This is a genomic window from Bacillus sp. FSL K6-0268, assembly GCF_038005425.1.
GTDB classification, from domain to species: Bacteria; Bacillota; Bacilli; order Bacillales; family Bacillaceae_G; genus Bacillus_A; species Bacillus_A thuringiensis_S.
This window is the reverse complement of sequence record NZ_JBBOTF010000001.1, coordinates 162,146-180,710: the sequence shown is the minus strand read 5'-3', so window position 1 is coordinate 180,710 and position 18,565 is coordinate 162,146. Positions and strand designations below refer to the sequence as shown.

Sequence of the window (18,565 nt, the reverse complement as noted above, 5' to 3'; positions counted from 1 at the left end):
AGGTCACCATACATACCCATCAACTTAAGAAAAAGAAATGCCCCCTTATTCAAGTTGCCTAGCCAAAAAATCACGTTTTAATAGACTTCTTTAGCATGCCTATCTTTCTATAAATTACCAGATATGAAACAAGGATCGTTTCATATCTAGTAATTTACTTGATTAGCTTGATGGGTATGGAGTAGTGCCCCTATAAACAAAACCCTCCAGAAACATCTAAAATCTGCCCTGTTATCCAGCGGCTATCAGCAGAAGCAAGGAATGCTACTGCATCTGCAATATCTTCAACTTGCCCTATTCGTTCGAACACAGATGAATTCGTAGCAAAACTTCGTATTTCCGGATCATCTAGCAATTTTGCATTAATATCTGTCTTCGTATATCCAGGCATAATTGTATTCACTGTTATACCTCTTTCTCCGAGATGTTTAGCTAGAGGAAGTGTCATCGTATTTAATGCACCTTTACTTAAGCCGTATGCAATTGAGCCTGTAAAACCAAGTCGTACTTCAGCTGATGAAATGTTAATAATACGCCCCTCTGCTCGTAGTAACGGCAATGTTTGCTGAATTAAGAAGAACGGTGCCTTAATATTTACAGACATAATTTCATCAAAAACTTCTTCTGTCGTATTTTCAATCGTTCCTTGTGTACCTATCCCTGCATTGTTTACTAAAATATCAATCTCTGATGTACCAACCCTTACTTGTAATTCATTCTTCAATTGTTCTACTAGCTTCTTGACACCATCAATTGAATTGAGTTCTGCTTCAATTAAGAATGCTTTTCCTCCATTAGATTCAATCTCACTAATTGTTTCATCTGCAGCTGCCTTATTTCGTCCGTAGTGAATCACAACTAATGCACCGTCGTTTGCCAATCTCATCGCAATCGCACGACCAATACCGCGACTCGCCCCTGTTACTAACGCTACTTTCCCATCAAGATTCTTCATTTTTTCCATCCTTTCTAAATTTCCGTTTAAAAAATCCAACACTTATATTTTCATGCAAACACCGATAATTTTAAATATAGATTTATAAGTAATTCAGTTCGTTCACTTATGATATTATAGTTATAACTTACGTTTTACTTTAGAAAATAAAATAAGGAGACTACACAATGCAAAACACAGTAAAACTGGATGAAATCGATCATAAGATTATGAACTTGTTGTATGAAAATGCGAGAATTTCTGTTTCAGAAATAGGACGAATTATATCCATGACGCAACCTGCTGTAAAAGAGCGTATTAATAAACTTGAAGATCAAGGAGTTATAGCGGCTTACCGAACGAAATTTGAGCCTTCCAAAATTAATAAAAACATTCAAGCATTCATCATGTTTAAAACGAGCCAATGCTCTGATTTCATCCAATATTGTAATGCCGCTCCTGAAGTAACTGATTTATATCGAATTAGCGGGGAATTTAATTATATGATGAAGGTCATGAGCGATTCGATGGATTCCCTCGCTGCGTTTTTAGACTCGTTAATGCAATTCGGATTATCATCTCCTTTAATTGTTTTAAAGAGTGAGTTCGAGGAGAAATTGTCATTCTAATAAAGGGATACGTATTATTATCCTCACTAACAGTAAAATTTTCTCTTTCTTGAGAAAAACCAACAAAATCAATGACTAGCAAACAAAAAAGAACATTGATTTTTCAATGTTCTTTTTATATCTCTACTTATTAATTCGATTGCTATTCGAAAAAAGCACCTTAATCCCTTACCCTTGATTCCTCTGCACCTCTCTAAACTCCTCCTTCACCTTCTCTAACAACCCTTCTTCCGTAATTAATCGATACGCCGTATTTGCTAATGCTTTTGCCGATGTAATTAATGCTTTATCTCCAAGTTCTGAACGTGCTGCTTCTCTAAATTCATTCGTATGTGCAATTAAGTCATCTGGTCCGATTTTAATGTACGGATGAATTGTCGGTACGACTTGACTTACGTTTCCTGCGTCGGTTGAACCGATCCCTACTCTTTCTTTACGATTTACCTCTTCACCTAATAGTTCTAATTCTTCCGCTACGATATCGTTATATGTTTTTGTTACGAGTAATTCATCGATTTCATTTTGGAATTGATGAATTTTTACTTTTGCACCTGTTGCTAACGCTGCTCCCTCAGCAATGTTTCTTACTTTTTCTGTTACTTCTGCACATCTTTTTCGCGTTGCTGCGCGGATGAAGAACCTTGCCGCGGCGTAGTCAGGAATAATGTTAGGTGCTTTTCCGCCTTCTGTAATAACGCCATGAATTTTCACGTCTGACGGCAGTTGTTGGCGAAGTGCGTTAATACTGTTATAGAGCTGAATAACCGCATCTAATGCATTAATCCCTTCTTCTGGTGAGGCTGCAGCGTGAGCTGTTTTTCCGTAAAAATGAAAATCAAGTGGATCGACTGCTAATGAAGGACTCGTTGTCGCTGTCTTTGCGCTCGGATGAATCATAAGCGCCGCATCAATGTCTTTAAATAAACCTGCCTTTACATAACTTGATTTCGCGCTACCATTTGGCCCGCCTTCTTCTGCTGGTGTACCAAACACGACAACTTCCCCGCCAATTTCTTCAAGCGTTTCTGATAATGCGATTGCTGCTGCAACGCTAATTGTGCCAATTAAATTGTGACCACACGCATGACCTAGTCCTGGTAAAGCGTCATACTCCGCTAAAAATGCAATGACTGGTCCTTGTTTTCCTGAACTTTTTCGCGCGATAAAACCTGTTTCATGTCCAGCTATATTGTGTTGCAGCTGAAATCCTGCACTACCTAGTAATAAGCTTAACGTTCTGGATGCGTAAAACTCTTGGTTTCCAATCTCCGGATTCGCATGAATATCATGACTTGTTTCTATGTACTTTTCCTTATTTCTTTCGATACTCTCTTCAATTGTTTTTCTTTGTGACGTTACTCCTGTCGCTCCCATTGTTCTTCCTCCTTTTATTTTCACGTAAAAAAGCCTCTTTCTAAAAGATAGAAAGAGGCTTCTGTATATACAATCAAAATGAGCTTCTTTCTTATCTTTCAAGTTACCTTGCTGGAATTGGCACAGTATTCATAACGAATCCGCTGCCGAGGTATCATAGGGCCAGTCCCTCCACCTCTCGTGATAAGAATTTTCATAAAATTATATTAAATTACATTCATTCTAAGTTCATTCCAAATAAAAGTCAAGGAATTCCTATCCGAATTTACCGAATATCTAAAAATCCTTTTAATACACCAATTGTTTCTGGCGCTTGCAGTCTGGCACATACGTACGGAAATTCTGTACTACCTTCAAACATCATTTGAGATGTAAGCGGTGCGCCTGCCCAGAAGATTTCATCATCAATTACGATAAACGGGAATGCTTTATTTTGTCTTTGTAACTTTACATTTTTCAGTGGAACTGGTCCATCACTATAAACTGTTATCTGTGCATTTGTACGCATTAACGCTTGCCATACTCGCTTATCCACTTGTTTTGTACTTGGAAGTGAAATAATAATTTTTCGTTTTGCGGCTAAAATATCTTTTAATAACCCTTTCGGCTCTTCAAGATTCATTTCCATAAACCAGCGTAAACGTTTCGAAATTTTCCGTTCCCACAATTGTCTTGATGTCGTGCGATCATACACATCTCCATGACGTTCTATATGAGCTGTTAATTGTGATAACGCTTGTTTTCTCGAAAGGTTTTTACGCATATAATGGCAATCTGATAATTGAATGAACTTCCCTCTCGCTCTTGTCACTGCTACATTGACGAGGCGATGGTTTTTGTGATCAAAGAATAATACGCCAGGTCGTTCTTGCGGATAACTGTCAACCGTATCAAAGATCATCATATCTCTTTCAGAACCTTGGAACTTATGAACTGTCGCCGCTAAAACTGGTATGTTTTGATATTTCGTTCTCTGCAACATTTCTCTAATACACGTTGATAAAAAGCGTGACTGCGCCCTGTAAGGTGTCACAACACCAATCGACTGAACACCGTCTAATAATCCGATTAACATCATTTGCATCGCTACTAAACCAGACATAATGTTAAAACGTGAACCAGAAGCCGCATCTTTTAACGAAAAAGCTCCCATTTGGCTCGTATCAAATAAAACACTCGCTTCATTTGCGAACGGCTGCAATTGCGCAAGTTCTTTACGCTCTGAAACAGACGGATGATCGTATACTCTATTTTTATAAATAAACGAATTCGTAAACTTCGATATATCCGCATGCATACGTCTTTGTTCCTGCAACATAAATAGGTTCGGATGTGCTTCTGATTTATTAACAGACTCAACAATCCCAGCATGGTAAAACATATCTTCCCCAAGCCATTTGCGAACAAGTTCATGGTTCGCCATCGCAATTGGAGGTAATTGTAAAAAGTCGCCACAAACAACGATACGTTTTCCAAGTGAAGCAGCTAATGCGATTTGCGGAACGAACGCCATACTCACTTCATCTACGACAACTAAATCAAATGTACGCTCATAAATTAGCGCATCAATTGCACATTTTGATAGAGTTGCACCAATTACTTTCGCATTTTCAATATATTCTTTTTCTACTTCTTTAATTTTCGCTTTTTGCTTTCGAAGATCACTTTCAATCTCTTGTATACGCTTCTTATCAGCAGAAGTCGCTTTATATGATAAAATCTTTTCACGAAGATCTTGTCGTGTTTCTTCTAAATAGAGTCTTTCTTCTCCCCAAGATCCGTTCGTCGTTTCAACTAGCTTCGACGTAAGTAATGTTTCATGATTTCGTATATGTTCATGTTGACTATAACCGTAACGAACAATTTCGCCAGGTGTCCATTTCTTTTTCTTCTCAATTTGTTTCGTTACTTCGCTCATTAATACGTCCACTGCCGCATTACTATGAGCTAACACAAGTACCGATTTTCCTTTTTGGTAATGAGCCGAAATAATACGTGATAAATTGTACGACTTCCCTGTTCCAGGCGGTCCCCATACGTACGTTGTCGGATTGTAAAACGAACGATATGCTAGTTCATTTTTCGGATTTTTCATCTTCTCAATATGCTTCGGACTGCTCGTCCCATCAACGAGACGCTTTATACGATTACGTTTTAGCTTATCTTTACGTGCTTCTTTCAATCGCTCTTGCAGTTGCTCTAAAAGTTGCCACGGTTCACTGTATAAAACCGCTTCTCTTATTTCACCTTGTATATAATCATTTAATTTCAATTCTATTTCTAATCCATGTACAGATAATACTTCTCCTGTCGCTTCCTCACCATCGAACTCAATTCGAATTGGTGAACCTTCAGGTAAACTTACTTCCGAAATAAGCTGAAATACATACACTGTATTCTCATAATCTGTATATAAAAAACGACCGTTCATGATAGAAATTTTACTACCACCTATCGTTTTCCAATGTTTAATTTCATATGCTAATGCATAATGCCACTCTTTCATCGTTTCCGATAATGAAGGAGTTTGAGTAGGTATATTCATCGTATAATCTCCTTCCTTCTCCCCAAACATACTTTCTCACTATACCATACAACACGCTTAAATTTGTAAGGTTTTTATCTTGCTTATTTTCTTAATTTTCAATAATATATTGTATATAATTTTCAGAAAGAAGGAATCTACATGCCAGTTAGAAGAATTGAACACGTAGGACTTATGGTTGCAAACTTAGAAACATCTATTACTTTTTATGAAAAAGTAGTTGGCTTACAGCTCATTAAGCGAATGGGACACCCAAACCCAGACTTAAAACTCGCTTTTTTAGGTGTAGAAGAATCGAAGGAAACGATACTTGAATTAATTGAAGGCTACAATTCTTCTCTTCCGGCAGAAGGAAAAGTACATCACATTTGCTTTAAGGTAGATTCATTAGAAGAAGAAATCACAAGACTAAAGAAACACACAGTAACCTTTTTACTAGGAGAAGAAGTCGAAACATTACCAGATGGAACACGTTACATATTCTTCGCTGGTCCTGATGGAGAGTGGATTGAGTTTTTTGAGACAGAGAGATAAAACAAACCTTTATTTTGCGGGATAGAAAAGGAGCCGGAATTACGGTCCTTGTTTTTAACCAGTAACAATGAAACATACCTCCAACCTAAGAATTTGCCAAGATTAAAAATACAATCATTTTGTTAGGAGGAGAGAATGGGAAATACAGTCTTTATTATTGTTTTTTGGATACTGATACTATTTCCAATCCTTTATGTAATCAAGATAAAGGATTGGAATATAAAAACAGCTGCCTTATTTGTTGGAAGGATTCTATTAAGTATTGTCTATTTTATAAATGGAATGGTATTAGGTCTGCAACGAAATTGGGTAGAACCTCCCTATGAAACAGAATGGGATTTCTTTGTAAAGTCTTTACTAAACGGAAAAACTGATGCACTTATACACTTGTTACTTCTAATTATTATCATTACTTTGGATCTATTCATTACATTTTATTATATCAATAAAAAGAAATAGGATATTCTCTCCTATTTCTTTTTTATGAGTAGCGCCATATCGTTATCAAACTAAGGTTTTATGTTGCCCCTAAACAATAATTTTTTACATTTTTACTCTGGAGATGTCAATTTTACTATATTTTGGGTATTTATTTTTACTAGCTTGATGGACATGGGGTTGATTTATTTTCTTAGGCTGATAGGCATGTGGTGCTATCCCATTGCTATTAAGCTAAGAATTTAATTGTAATAAGGTAATACTTAAGATACAAATAAAATATCTTTTCCATGTCGCACTGTTTTATTGAAGTCTATCCCGAGTTGTAGCTAGTTCAATGCGACTGTAAATTCGGAGTTCGGTGCGCCAGCAAATACAACCGTTCCATTCTCTGGTAGTTTCACTTTGTTATTATCACTAACGACGGTAAAATTGACGCATACTCCATTCTCATCATACACCGCGAATGAACTTCCTGATGGCAACTCCACATTCATCGTTTTCCCTGCTGCCTCTTGCGGGACCGTAAACCATTTCGCATGCCCATTTTTTTGCAATGTAACTTTTGATAATCGACCTGTATCAAGGGGTTTTACGTTAGATTCACTGACGTATAAAAAGCTGGACATCTCCATATATTCAGTACCATCCTCTGTATAGAAATGGGCTTCCTTTGTATCCCGCCCATTCATCACAGGAATTTGAATTTGATGCGTCGCCGTATTCGGACCTGTAATTTTTTTGCCGTCCCAATATCCATCCTTGATCGTAATTTGTGTGTTAAGAGGCATTAGTTGTCCTAGATAGTTCATAGAATTAAATTTTTCGTTAACGAGATAGAACTTGCCACCCTCGCGCTTCGCCCATGCAGCAGCTGTTTTCTTCGGTAACACATTGTTTTCTAATTTCTGGGCTAAATAGTGAGTCAGCACATTTTGCCCCAATCCCGGTGATAATTCATATGTGCTCTCTCTCAAATAAACTTTTCCATTCTTCTCTGTGACGAAGTTAAGCTTGGAAGTACCCTTCTCATTTATAAAGCTTCCATCCGCCGTATATACATATTTTTCTTCCGGTTTAGTTGGTAAAACCAGTTCTCCCTTCTTCGTAATTTCTATTTTGAAATGGCTATAGCTATTTCCATAAAATCCTGCTTTTTTTACCACGTCTTGAGGCACTTTAGCCTTGACGGGCTTTCCGAAGGATTTATCTGGCTTTATATCCTTAATTGTCCCTTTCTCTTTAAGCCTAGCTAGCAGTAATTTATTTGCCAACAGTTGATTTGTCATGCTGCTGCCGCCGGAGGACAATACAGCTGCTGCCATCTTCTGTTCTGGAAGCACGACCAATGTAGCATGTTGCAGTATCGTATCCCCACCCTTAGTCAACGCTTTTATCCCATATTCACTGAATGGGTATAGTTTTACACTATCCCAGCCAAGTCCATAGTTGAACACATTTCCGCTATCTCCCGGCCACATTCCTTTTTTATATTCTTCTTGTTCCATCGCCTTGACTGCTTTATTAGAGAGAATTTCTTTTCCCTGTCCCATAAATATTTGTGAGAATCGCACCACATCTTCTGCAGTAGAAGAGATTCCTCCCGTACCAATTAGATTCACCATTTCACTTGGTAGCTGTCCCTGGTATGTCGGAGAATACAGTCCAGCCCGCTTTTCGTCTTCCCATTTGTCTTGCGATGTTATCGTATGATTCAGTTTTAATGGCTCTGTAAACTTTTGATGTAGAAATTCAGTAAAACTCATACCGCTGACTCTTTCTACCAAGATCTCAGCCAGTGTAAAACCGTCATTACAGTATACTGAGAACGCACCAGGGTCTGCCTTCAAGTTTTGGTTGGACAATTGTTGCAATAATATATCATGGGCATAAGCATCATTATCTTTAAATAAAAATGCATTATTGAACGTCGAACCTTGCAAACCCGAGGAGTGATTCAACAGCATACGCGGTGTAATACGCTTATATCGTTTATCTTTCATTTTAAAATCAGGAATATAGCGGGCAACAGGAGCATCCAAATCAACTTTTCCTTCGTCTACCAGTTTCATAACAGCCGCAGCTGTATATACTTTACTGGTTGAACCAATTCCGTATAGAGTATCTTTGGTTAGTGGCTCTTTCCCTTCTATGTCGTTCTTACCTGTCTGCCCCGACAAAATAAGTTTACCATTATCAATCAGCGCATACTGTACACTAGTCGTCTCATAGGACTTCGTGAGCAGTGCAGCGTTCTCTGCAGCAATCTTCTCCAAATCTTTGCTAGCAACTTCTTGGCTAGATACAACCGGAGTCTTACTGCTAGAAGACGCTATCGCTCCTGTTGGTAGACTCATCGTTAGAGCTAAGGTAGCGGCTAACACTCCAGATAATTTATTTTCCATAAGAAAAATTCCTCCTTAGATAAATGATCGATTTCATCTTTTATTTGTTCAATTACAAACATCACATAAACTACTATTCTGGCTTTATCCCTACTGTCTATATTCAACAAGTAAAATGCTTTTAAAAAGACCAGTATTCTCGGCTCTACCCATACTGTTCAAATTGCCGTCAACATATGCCCCTCCAGCAAAAGTATCAAATCCTAGAATAACATCTGTATGTTCCCATATCGGGACACCGTTAGGAAATATAATTTCATAGATTCCTAGACCATATCCATTGATTCTTCCCTTTCCTGTAGGAACTGTAGTGAGTATTCTGTTCTTTCAGTAATTGCCACCAATAGAATGCTCTTATTACTAGTTTGTTTTTCGTATAAATGTATCCTATTTACCCTCCCTCTTTTACGCTTCTCTATATTTGTATCCTACACAATAAAAATTTCTTTTTTCTTATCCATTTCTTACAATTTCCTTACGTTCAAATCACTTCTATAATTAGATAGGTTTTATTTTAAAATCTCCAGGATAATAAGTGCATATATAATCCCACGATTTTATAGAAGATGGATTAATAACCTTTCATGCACATCTCTAATATTCCCTTAGATTTCACCCTCAACCTTTACCACAGTTCCAACTGGCATCAACACTTCTTCACATTCTTATAAGTGGAAGTCATTATTTCATATTCATCATTGTAAAAAGATAAAACGAGAACTGAAACACCCCCTAATATAATTGACGTTGTATGAGCTTTGATTGATAGCGACGGGGTACCGCCAGTATTTCGGAAAAAACCACACTAAGGGTATACAAGGTTTTATACAGTTTTTCAGTTAATCCAATAAGAGACAAGAACCCTAAAACCGCACCAGGATAGGAAAGTATAAAAAATGCATAGATCCATAGAACAAAAAAAAGACGATTCCCTTGTAAAATTAGAGAACCGTCTTTTTCTTCGCTATCGATAACAAAAATCAAGTACGTAATATTTTATTTGTCGATATTTTTTCAATCTTCATTATCGATTTCTATTGTACCCGTTCTAGCACTAACCTTTAAAATATTTAACAGATTATCAGGTGTCTTAATTTCCACTTCATATTCAAATTTTGATTGTGCTAAGTTGTCATCTTCTAATTCGAATTCTTTTTTCACATTAATAATTTCTCCATTTGTATGAGCTAAAGAAATTTCACGAACTTGTTTCTCTGTGTAGTTTTCATTCTTTTTTGCATAATTGTAGCCCATACCATAATATCCACCAACAATAGCAATACCACTTACTAAAATAGCAATTACACTTATAATTATTTTCTTTTTATGCTTTAACATTTTCATCCACTCCTTAATGATTACTCCTCTATTCCAAATCTTGCTTCAAGCGCATTTTCTGCTTGCTCTAATTGATCTTCCAGTATATCGTGTTCTTTTTCTTGCGTTTGATATTGTTCAACAGTTATCGTTCCAGCGTGATAATCTGCTTCTAGCTGATTATCAGATAGATCTATCTTGTCATCCAATTGGTCAATTTCTTTTTTTGTTGCCAAGTACATATTTAAGTTATCTTCTTTTGCTCCAACTGGTTTCGTGTTATTTGCCTTTTCTACAATAGATGTAACTTCGTTTTTGAAATCTTGTGTTTGCTTCGTATCATTCGTAGCAGGCTCTGTTTTGTTTGGTTCTTGTTGTAGTTGAGCAACTTCTTTTTGTAATTTATCATTTTCCACTTTCAGTTGTTGCACTTCTGTATTGTTAACAGCTTGAGTAGAACAAGCTGTTAACAATACACAAGATATCGCTCCAATCAGCATCCATTTTCGCATTCTGTTTTCCTCCCTTTACATGTGCACCTTATCCTTGCCTTTATATTACTGAACAAACATTAAAGGAAGATTAATGTATAAAAAAATAAAGTGAAGACTTTTACGGGTAGCCCGACTTCCCCTAACTCCCTCGCATTCGCCGAATTTTGAAGGAGGAGTCTTACTGCCCGTTAATGCTGGATAAAATGATATAATTAAATCGTTTCTAATCTTGCTTTAATGTTTTTGAATTATAGTGATACATATTAATAAGAAGAAAAGGAGAATGTTAATGCGAGTTCTTATTGTCGAAGATGAACAAGACTTACAAAATATATTGGTAAAACGATTAAATGCAGAACATTATAGTGTCGATGCATGTGGGAATGGAGAAGATGCCTTGGATTATATAAACATGGCTACCTACGATTTGATTGTGCTTGACATTATGATTCCAGGAATAGATGGTTTACAAGTATTACAAAGATTACGCGCGGACAATAATACAACTCCTGTCTTGCTTCTTACAGCTAAAGATACAATTGATGATCGTGTAACAGGACTCGACTTAGGTGCGGATGATTATTTAGTAAAGCCGTTTGCTTTTGACGAACTGTTAGCAAGAATTCGAGTGTTAATGCGAAGAAAAACAGGAAATACATCTAATGTGTTTGAAATCGCTGACCTAGTGGTAGATTGCAATATGCATAAAGTAACACGAGGAGACCAAGTTATCACTCTTTCCAGTAAGGAATTTGCTATTTTAGAATATATGATTCGTAATAAAGAAGTTGTGCTGACACGAGATAAAATTGAGCAACATGTGTGGAATTACGACTATGAAGGTGGCTCAAATATTATTGATGTTTACGTCCGCTATCTTCGCAAAAAAATTGATAGCCAGTTTGAAACGAAGTTAATTCATACAGTACGAGGAACTGGTTACGTATTGCGAGTAGAATCATGAAAAGACTATCAATAAAAATGAGAGTAACCCTGTGGTATACGGGGCTAATTGTAATTATTATGGCACTCGTGTTAGCTTTTATTTTAACTTCTTCAGATAAAGTTTTGCTTTTTAATATGAAAGATCAATTAAAGAGCACAGTAAAAGAAAGCATGGAAGATATCAAATATAAGCATGGGCAGTTAAAGATTGACGATGATTTTGAAACCTTAGAAGATGGAGTAAATATTAGTATTTATAGTAAACAAGGTGAGCTGTTAGTAGGACATAGTCCAACAAGCTTTAATAAAAAGATATCGCTTAAATCCGATGAAATACAAACCATTAAAGACGGCAATAAAGAATGGATAGTATATGATTTTCTCCATAATGCAGGCGGCGATGAGCAAGTCTGGGTTCGTGGAATAATGACTATGAACCAATTATCCTCAACGATGAATACGCTTATCGTGGTAACAATCATCTCATTCCCATTACTTATTCTTATTGCGGCATTCGGAGGATATTTTATCACGCAAAGGGCATTTCGACCTGTGCAACAAATGAGTGATTCAGCTAGTAAAATTGGTGATGGTAAAGACCTTTCGAAGAGAATTAATTTACAAGGTTCACCGAAAGACGAAATGTATCATTTAGCACAAACCTTTGACAAAATGTTTGAGCGATTGGAGACATCATTTGAAAGTGAAAAACAATTTACATCTGACGCATCTCATGAATTAAGAACACCAACATCTGTTATTATTTCACAATGCGAATACGCTTTATCGCAGAAGAATAATCCGAAAGAAATGGAAGAATCGTTAGAAGTAATTTTAAAGCAATCACGTAAAATATCCACTCTAATCTCACAACTTTTATTATTAGCAAGAGCTGACCAAGGAAAACATAATACTTTCCAATTTGAATGTATCAATATGAGTGAATTAACGGAAATCGTCGTAGAAGAGCTCTCATTAATGGTACAAGAGGCTTCGATTGATATAACAATTAATATAGAGAAAGACCTATTTATTAAAGCCGATCAAACATTGATGATGCGTTTATTAATGAATTTACTAACGAATGCGATTGCTTATAGCAAAGCGAGTGGAACTGTGAATATGCAACTATTCCGTGATGAAACCAACATAATAGGTAAAGTCTCCGATAATGGCATCGGCATCAGCGAGCAACATATTACTAAAATATGGGACCGCTTCTATCGAGTTGATGCAGCACGCACATCTTCAAACATCGGAAACACAGGTTTAGGATTGTCGATGGTAAAATGGATTGTCGAACTACACGGAGGAGAAATTACGGTTGAAAGTAAATTAGGAGAAGGCAGTACTTTTACATTTAAACTACCAATTGAAAAAAGAGCATAATTTATACGTGTCTGTCGCTTCAGAATAAAGATTGATTCAAAGGCTCTCTACAATCCTTATGTAAAAATAACTGACGCATTTTAAACATCATCGATTTTATCATTTTGGACAACCTATTCTGTTAAATTAATATACATGCGAAAAAACTATCAAAATAAAACCCCAGAAATCCAATGGTCTCTGGGGCTTCATTATATATTTAGCTCTTTTTGCTTTTTGTTTTGTTTATGTCTATAGAGCAATTTTCGACTTATTAGAGAAATCACTAATAAGGTCAGAATTAATAAGATAAGTTGCATAAATGATAAATCAAAATATTTAGCACCTGTAACGATTAAAAGTGTAGAAATCGTGCCTTTTACAACGAAAAAAATAATAACCCATAACCCGCCTTTTTTCCAGTTCATTTTATATTACCCTTTCCTACGTTTAAATTCTTAAAATATTTAATGATAGTTCGTAAATATGACAACTTAATAGAAATCTATTATATTAACAAAAAATTCATGTCTAATTAAATGCGACGATTCTATATTAAGTGAAAATGATATTCATTGTCAATTTTATTGATTATTTGAATACTTATTCTCAATCTCTTTCTACTTTGTTTCTTATAAGCAATACACTTTTATATTCAAACAAAAACACCTCCATTACATTTGCACACTTAGTATGCGAATGCAAGAGGTGTTTTTTCATATACCATCAGGTAAGATTTCCTGCTTTGTTTATTTCTAGATACGTAGCTATTTTTTAGTACACAATTACTGGATCATACGTGTTCAAACTATCATATACAGTTTTTGCAACATTAGGAAGAAGGTTCACACACCCACCTGATCCACCTGTTAAATAAGCATTATTTGCCCAGTCTTTTCGCCAGCCGGCATCGTGGAATCCTTGACCGCTATTTGTGAATGGAACCCAGTAATCTACTTTAACCGCATAATCAGCTTTCCCTACTGCGCTACCTCTTAGCGTGTATGGTGTTCGTTTGTATAGGACGTACCACACACCTGGTGATGTATCTTCACCCGTGCTATGTTTACCCGTTACTACATTTGTTGTAACGACTAATTTTCCATCTTTATAAATCCAAATTTGTTGCTCTGCAATTGAAACTTCCGCATACGTGTCTCCGATGCCATTATTCGCTGTTGTTTTATAACCGATACCTTCCTTCTCCCAACCATTTCCGTGAATATTAGAAGCAGAAAGCGACTTTTCGCCTTTCTCAAAGGCTTGTTGAACTTGTTTAGTTTCTTTTTCAACATCTAATGCCCAGCCGTAGCCTTGCCCTTTTACTGATATAACTGAACCGGAATGCGTTTTAAATGAGAAATCTTTATTTAATGTTGATTTGGCATTATTAATTTCAGTAATTTTCTTCTTAATGTCACTCGCATCAATTGTAACTTTCATATCCTTTGACATAGAGGCATTTTGAATTAAATCTTTCGCTTTTAAAGGATAAACTTCATCCTGCACTTTATACTCAACAGACTGCCCAAGAAGATTCTGTAGTGCTTTCTCCTCTTTTTTGACAATTGGATCGTCTTCTTTAATAGGTTTTATGTATGCAGACTTCAGGTGAATTTCGCTTTTATATTTTTGCTTATCGTAATCTTTTAGTAGACTAGTAACGTCATACTGTTTTCCTTCAACACTTTTCGAAATAACTATTTTTCCTTGTTCTAGCTTCGCCATAGCATCTTGAGGCGCTTTTAATTTTTCATTCATAGAGATGAGCGTTTCTTCTACAAGTTTTTTCATCGTTTCACTACGATACTGATCTGCCTTCTCTGGTAGTAATGAATAATTTTCTCCCTTTGAGGAAGGGAAAAATGTCCACTGACTTTTTAATAGTTTCTTAACTTGAGGCAAATCTTTTTCCGTAAGTTCCGTTTTTGTATCTTTTTCATCTAAAATTTGTTGTTGATCAACATAGACTTTGTTTGCTAGTCCAGATGTCTTTAATTTCTGTATTGCCTGATCAGCGCTCAGACCACCAACTTTTGTGTCATTAATTGTAACATTCGAATTGAAGTGAGTTGCCTGATAATAACTCATTCCCCCAATAAGAAGTGCAATTACACCAATACCCACTGCGATAAACTTCCAATTTGTATAACGTTTTTTTGATCTTACTCGTTTTTGATCAATTTCTTCAACTGATTCATTTGTTGTATTGTTGTTCATCAATCTTTCCCCCGTATGCATTAACGTCAAACGATTTTCAACTAAAATCATAGACTAGTGTACCTTATTTTTCCTAAAATTTCATTATTTCCGACCACATTTTATCGCAATTTAATAATTAAATTTAGATTTTTTAATAGTACGATGCATTGAACAGCCCTTTACAAGTCATAAAGTGAAACTTAAATCAACCGTCACACCAAGAGATTTAGCTTAATATTCTAGGGGGAAATTTTTCTCTTTACGTAAAATACGAATTATATTCTCCATTTTATGAACATCAACCCCTAATTTTGTCAAAAAAATAAACGATAGTCCTTCTACATTTTTGATAAAAGGACTATCGTTTTTTCAGTTAGAGTATTTGTATAATCGTTTAACTTTTTATTTCCTGAAGGTCTAACGTGATGAAGATGATGAAATTTCATCTCATAGCCTTTAAATGAAAAACATTATGTTTTTTATGACAATCAAGTTTATTTTTATAAATTAAACCCTTAGCTTGATGCCTCCCATATATCCAGCAGCCTAAGATTAAGTAAGAGTCCATTCAACTAGATTTTTTCTAATATTTTTAGGTGCATCTTATTTCGCCTCGTCATATTTCACTAATTGAATTTAAAACACATCCGTATGCTATTTAGTAAAATTTACGATTCGAGACGTAATTATTGCAGTAATCAAGATAATAATAGCGGTTATCAAGCCAGATTCTCCAATCCAAATCTCAGTTTGATACCCTGTACTTGCACGTGTGAAAGGTCCTTGAATAATGGCATTCCAAGTAGCATGGATGATAACCGAAGGCCAAATGCTACCTGTGATAAGTCGTAAATAAGCTATAATATAACCGAATGGTACAATACAAAGATAGATACCAAGTACTGAAAGAACGACAGATGGTCCCGCTACATATAGACCAGCAATAACTATTGGAACATGCCACGTTGCCCAAATCAATCCACTAATAAGGATGGGCCGTGAAAACTCTGCATCGACTAGCCTTGTGAGCATATAACCTCGCCAACCCATTTCTTCTCCCAAAGCCGGGATTAAGCCAAGCAAACTTCCGAAAATGCCGCTCAATACTACTAGATAAATGAAGTTGAATGGTGCCGTTACATACTGAAGCCCAAGCATATTGTAGATCGGTTCTAAAATAAACATACCAACTTCGGGATACTGAAACCCCGCAATTCCGCTCAACCAGGCGATAGAATAAGTAATTCCACAAATAATCATAGGGATTAGCAGAGCAAAACCAATCCCTTTCCATATCTTTAAGTTACCGAGACTAAAAGATACATCTTTAAACCCTTCTTTCAGTATTATGCGAGTCAAAATAGAAGATAATGCTGGGGTAAACATATATACCACAATAAGCGGCATACTTTTCGTAATTATTACTACTACATTTAGGATAATAGAAGTAATGATTAAGATACTCAAAAAGAGTTGAAGTCCTATTTTAGCACGTTGGATTTTATCTTTATTGTGGAACGATTTTGCGTGTAATATCATTTTAATCCGCCCTTCCCCTTTCATTCACTTGTTTATCGAATTTACTTCTTGTCATTTCCACAGACACAACTTAGAATAAAAATGTTTTTGTATACAGATTCATTCATCTTTAAAATCCCTCCCCAATTTATAGTCTAGTCTTACTTACGACTCATCAATGTAATTATTATTTATAAGTTGTCATAACCGATAGTACAAAAGTGTAATGATTAGTCTATGACCTGTGTCAATTAACCTTATGACAATATGTAACTAGAAAATATGATATGGAATAGATAACAATTGAATTAAGGCAATTGATTCGTTCAAGTACAATGAATCAATCTTGCTTTACAAATAATTCAATTGAGGTGGAAAAAATGAATAAGAAAAGCATAATTGCAATGGTTAGTACAGCTTTATTAGTCACAGGATGTGTAGAAGTAGGAAAGGCTCAAACAGTAGCAGTCGAAAATTCAGGTCAATCAATACAAAAAAATATAGTTAAATCCATACAATCACAGGCTTACCCATTAAAAACGATAGAGCCGTCAAAATCATTTGAGGATTTAAAACCACTTAAGAAAATGATTGGGAGCGCGCAATATGTGGGATTAGGAGAGAATACTCATGGAAGCTCTGAAATTTTCACTATGAAATTTCGCCTTGTGAAATATTTGGTTACTGAGATGGGTTTTACAAATTTCGCAATGGAAGAAGATTGGGGAAACGGCTTAAAGCTAAATGAATATATCCAAACAGGAAAAGGAAACCCTAGGGAGTTTTTAAACTTGTTATATCCTACTGATGAAATTATAGCCATGATTGAGTGGATGAAAGATTATAATGCCGATTCATCCAATAAAAACAAGATCCAATTTATCGGGCTCGACTTAAAGGAATTGGACCAAGGTTGCTTTAATAAAGTAATTGATTATGTAAAGCTGCATCGACCAAATTTGCTGGCAGAAGTAGAAGAAAATTATAAAGAATTGTCGGCTTTTAATGGAAGTACACAGGAATATATGGACCTTGCTCCTGAAATAAAAGAAAAGTTCAAAGCAAACGCTGAGAGAGTAGCTCGATTACTAAAAGATGAGAATAAACAAGCCAACACAGAAATAGTTTCACCCGAGTACATCTGGGCGAAAGCAACGGCAAGTGCAATAGAGAAATTTACCACAATGCTAATTCCTAACGACTATCCAAGTATGTTAAAGCTACATGAGCAATACTTGGCCGATCATGCAATGTGGGCACAAGAAACATTTGGTGGTAAAACGATGGTATGGGGACACAATATTCATATTGCTAAAGGAATTATCGATGAGAAATTATACCCTTATGTTGCGGGGCAATTTTTGAAGGAACGTTTAGACAATAATTATGTCACAATTGGTAGTACAACTACGAAGGGGAATTTCACCTTATACAGCGAATATGATCCTTCTACTGGAGGTAAGATTACAACGCGTGCGATTCCACAAAATGTAAATAGTTTTAACTATACCCTCGGAAAAGTACCATATAACATGTTTTTATTGGATAACCGTCACCTTAAAGGACAAGCAGAGAAATGGGTTAAAGCCAAAAGACCATTACTAAGTATAGGGGGACAAATATTCCCAAACGAATCGACATACTTTGATAAATCATTGCTTGAGCAATTTGATATTATTTTTCACATTCGAAAAACAAGTCCATCTCATATTAAATAAAAGCACAAAACAATCCCGTTCTTGCAAATGCAAAAACGGGATTGTTTTGTGGAGGATTAATAAAATGAAACTTTATTCAGTAGGGGTTTTGTTCATCCCAACTGATTATCAGCCCTCACCAATCGGGCTTTTACGGACAGCCCG

General features: G+C 35.9%; 15 protein-coding genes and 1 riboswitch. Of the genes, 6 read left to right on the top strand and 9 right to left on the bottom strand.

The annotated features are described in order from the left end of the window. Positions 1–190: 190 nt before the first annotated feature. On the bottom strand, positions 191–955 hold the full coding sequence (locus MHI28_RS00905; protein ID WP_000792677.1) for an SDR family oxidoreductase: 765 nt from the start codon (positions 953–955) through the stop codon (positions 191–193). Positions 956–1,122: 167 nt separating this feature from the next. On the opposite strand from MHI28_RS00905, the gene MHI28_RS00900 reads away from it, so the two are divergent. Beyond that, positions 1,123–1,563, top strand: coding sequence for an Lrp/AsnC family transcriptional regulator (locus MHI28_RS00900; RefSeq protein ID WP_001181721.1), 441 nt, complete (start codon positions 1,123–1,125; stop codon positions 1,561–1,563). 168 nt (positions 1,564–1,731) lie between these two features. Here the strand turns inward: MHI28_RS00900 and MHI28_RS00895 are convergent, their stop codons facing one another. Together MHI28_RS00895 and MHI28_RS00890 are read right to left on the bottom strand one after the other, a co-directional pair. After that, complete coding sequence (locus MHI28_RS00895) at positions 1,732–2,937, bottom strand: M20 family metallopeptidase (protein ID WP_000501376.1); 1,206 nt, start codon at positions 2,935–2,937, stop codon at positions 1,732–1,734. Positions 2,938–3,025: 88 nt separating this feature from the next. Continuing rightward, positions 3,026–3,127: riboswitch (SAM riboswitch) on the bottom strand. Positions 3,128–3,202: 75 nt separating this feature from the next. Further along, the gene (locus tag MHI28_RS00890) at positions 3,203–5,512 is read right to left on the bottom strand and encodes an AAA domain-containing protein (RefSeq protein ID WP_002162750.1); all 2,310 of its coding nucleotides are present in this window, start codon (positions 5,510–5,512) and stop codon (positions 3,203–3,205) included. Between the two features lie 111 nt (positions 5,513–5,623). Here MHI28_RS00890 and MHI28_RS00885 point away from each other — a divergent pair, with 111 nt between their 5' ends. Continuing rightward, complete coding sequence (locus MHI28_RS00885; protein ID WP_001145295.1) at positions 5,624–6,016, top strand: VOC family protein; 393 nt, start codon at positions 5,624–5,626, stop codon at positions 6,014–6,016. A gap of 135 nt (positions 6,017–6,151) precedes the next feature. Beyond that, on the top strand, positions 6,152–6,475 hold the full coding sequence (locus MHI28_RS00880) for a hypothetical protein (protein WP_000528636.1): 324 nt from the start codon (positions 6,152–6,154) through the stop codon (positions 6,473–6,475). 308 nt (positions 6,476–6,783) lie between these two features. Here the strand turns inward: MHI28_RS00880 and MHI28_RS00875 are convergent, their stop codons facing one another. The 3 genes from MHI28_RS00875 to MHI28_RS00865 all read right to left on the bottom strand — a co-directional run bounded on the left by MHI28_RS00875 (position 6,784) and on the right by MHI28_RS00865 (position 10,688). Continuing rightward, positions 6,784–8,859 (bottom strand): serine hydrolase domain-containing protein, encoded by a 2,076-nt coding sequence (locus tag MHI28_RS00875; RefSeq protein WP_000428443.1) that lies wholly within the window; start codon positions 8,857–8,859, stop codon positions 6,784–6,786. Positions 8,860–9,873: 1,014 nt separating this feature from the next. Further along, the gene (locus MHI28_RS00870; protein WP_000912129.1) at positions 9,874–10,197 is read right to left on the bottom strand and encodes a PepSY domain-containing protein; all 324 of its coding nucleotides are present in this window, start codon (positions 10,195–10,197) and stop codon (positions 9,874–9,876) included. 20 nt (positions 10,198–10,217) lie between these two features. Continuing rightward, positions 10,218–10,688 (bottom strand): hypothetical protein, encoded by a 471-nt coding sequence (locus MHI28_RS00865; RefSeq protein WP_001233663.1) that lies wholly within the window; start codon positions 10,686–10,688, stop codon positions 10,218–10,220. A 271-nt stretch (positions 10,689–10,959) separates the two neighbouring features. Here MHI28_RS00865 and MHI28_RS00860 point away from each other — a divergent pair, with 271 nt between their 5' ends. Both MHI28_RS00860 and MHI28_RS00855 read left to right on the top strand, forming a co-directional pair. Further along, the gene (locus MHI28_RS00860) at positions 10,960–11,634 is read left to right on the top strand and encodes a response regulator transcription factor (RefSeq protein ID WP_001264526.1); all 675 of its coding nucleotides are present in this window, start codon (positions 10,960–10,962) and stop codon (positions 11,632–11,634) included. Next, positions 11,631–13,004 (top strand): sensor histidine kinase, encoded by a 1,374-nt coding sequence (locus tag MHI28_RS00855; RefSeq protein WP_002162747.1) that lies wholly within the window; start codon positions 11,631–11,633, stop codon positions 13,002–13,004. The genes MHI28_RS00860 and MHI28_RS00855 overlap by 4 nt, the downstream gene beginning before the upstream one ends. A gap of 191 nt (positions 13,005–13,195) precedes the next feature. On the opposite strand, the gene MHI28_RS00850 is transcribed toward MHI28_RS00855, so the two are convergent. The 3 genes from MHI28_RS00850 to MHI28_RS00840 form a co-directional block, all read right to left on the bottom strand. Further along, positions 13,196–13,411, bottom strand: coding sequence for a hypothetical protein (locus tag MHI28_RS00850; RefSeq protein WP_001104104.1), 216 nt, complete (start codon positions 13,409–13,411; stop codon positions 13,196–13,198). 346 nt (positions 13,412–13,757) lie between these two features. Further along, complete coding sequence (locus tag MHI28_RS00845; RefSeq protein ID WP_001064072.1) at positions 13,758–15,203, bottom strand: L,D-transpeptidase family protein; 1,446 nt, start codon at positions 15,201–15,203, stop codon at positions 13,758–13,760. Positions 15,204–15,839: 636 nt separating this feature from the next. Continuing rightward, positions 15,840–16,724 carry a CPBP family intramembrane glutamic endopeptidase gene (locus tag MHI28_RS00840; protein WP_000600467.1) on the bottom strand — a complete coding sequence of 295 codons (885 nt, stop codon included), beginning with the start codon at positions 16,722–16,724 and terminating at the stop codon, positions 15,840–15,842. A gap of 359 nt (positions 16,725–17,083) precedes the next feature. Here MHI28_RS00840 and MHI28_RS00835 point away from each other — a divergent pair, with 359 nt between their 5' ends. Continuing rightward, entirely contained in the window at positions 17,084–18,421 is a 1,338-nt protein-coding gene (locus MHI28_RS00835) for an erythromycin esterase family protein (protein WP_079245739.1), read from the top strand. Positions 18,422–18,565 lie beyond the last annotated feature (144 nt).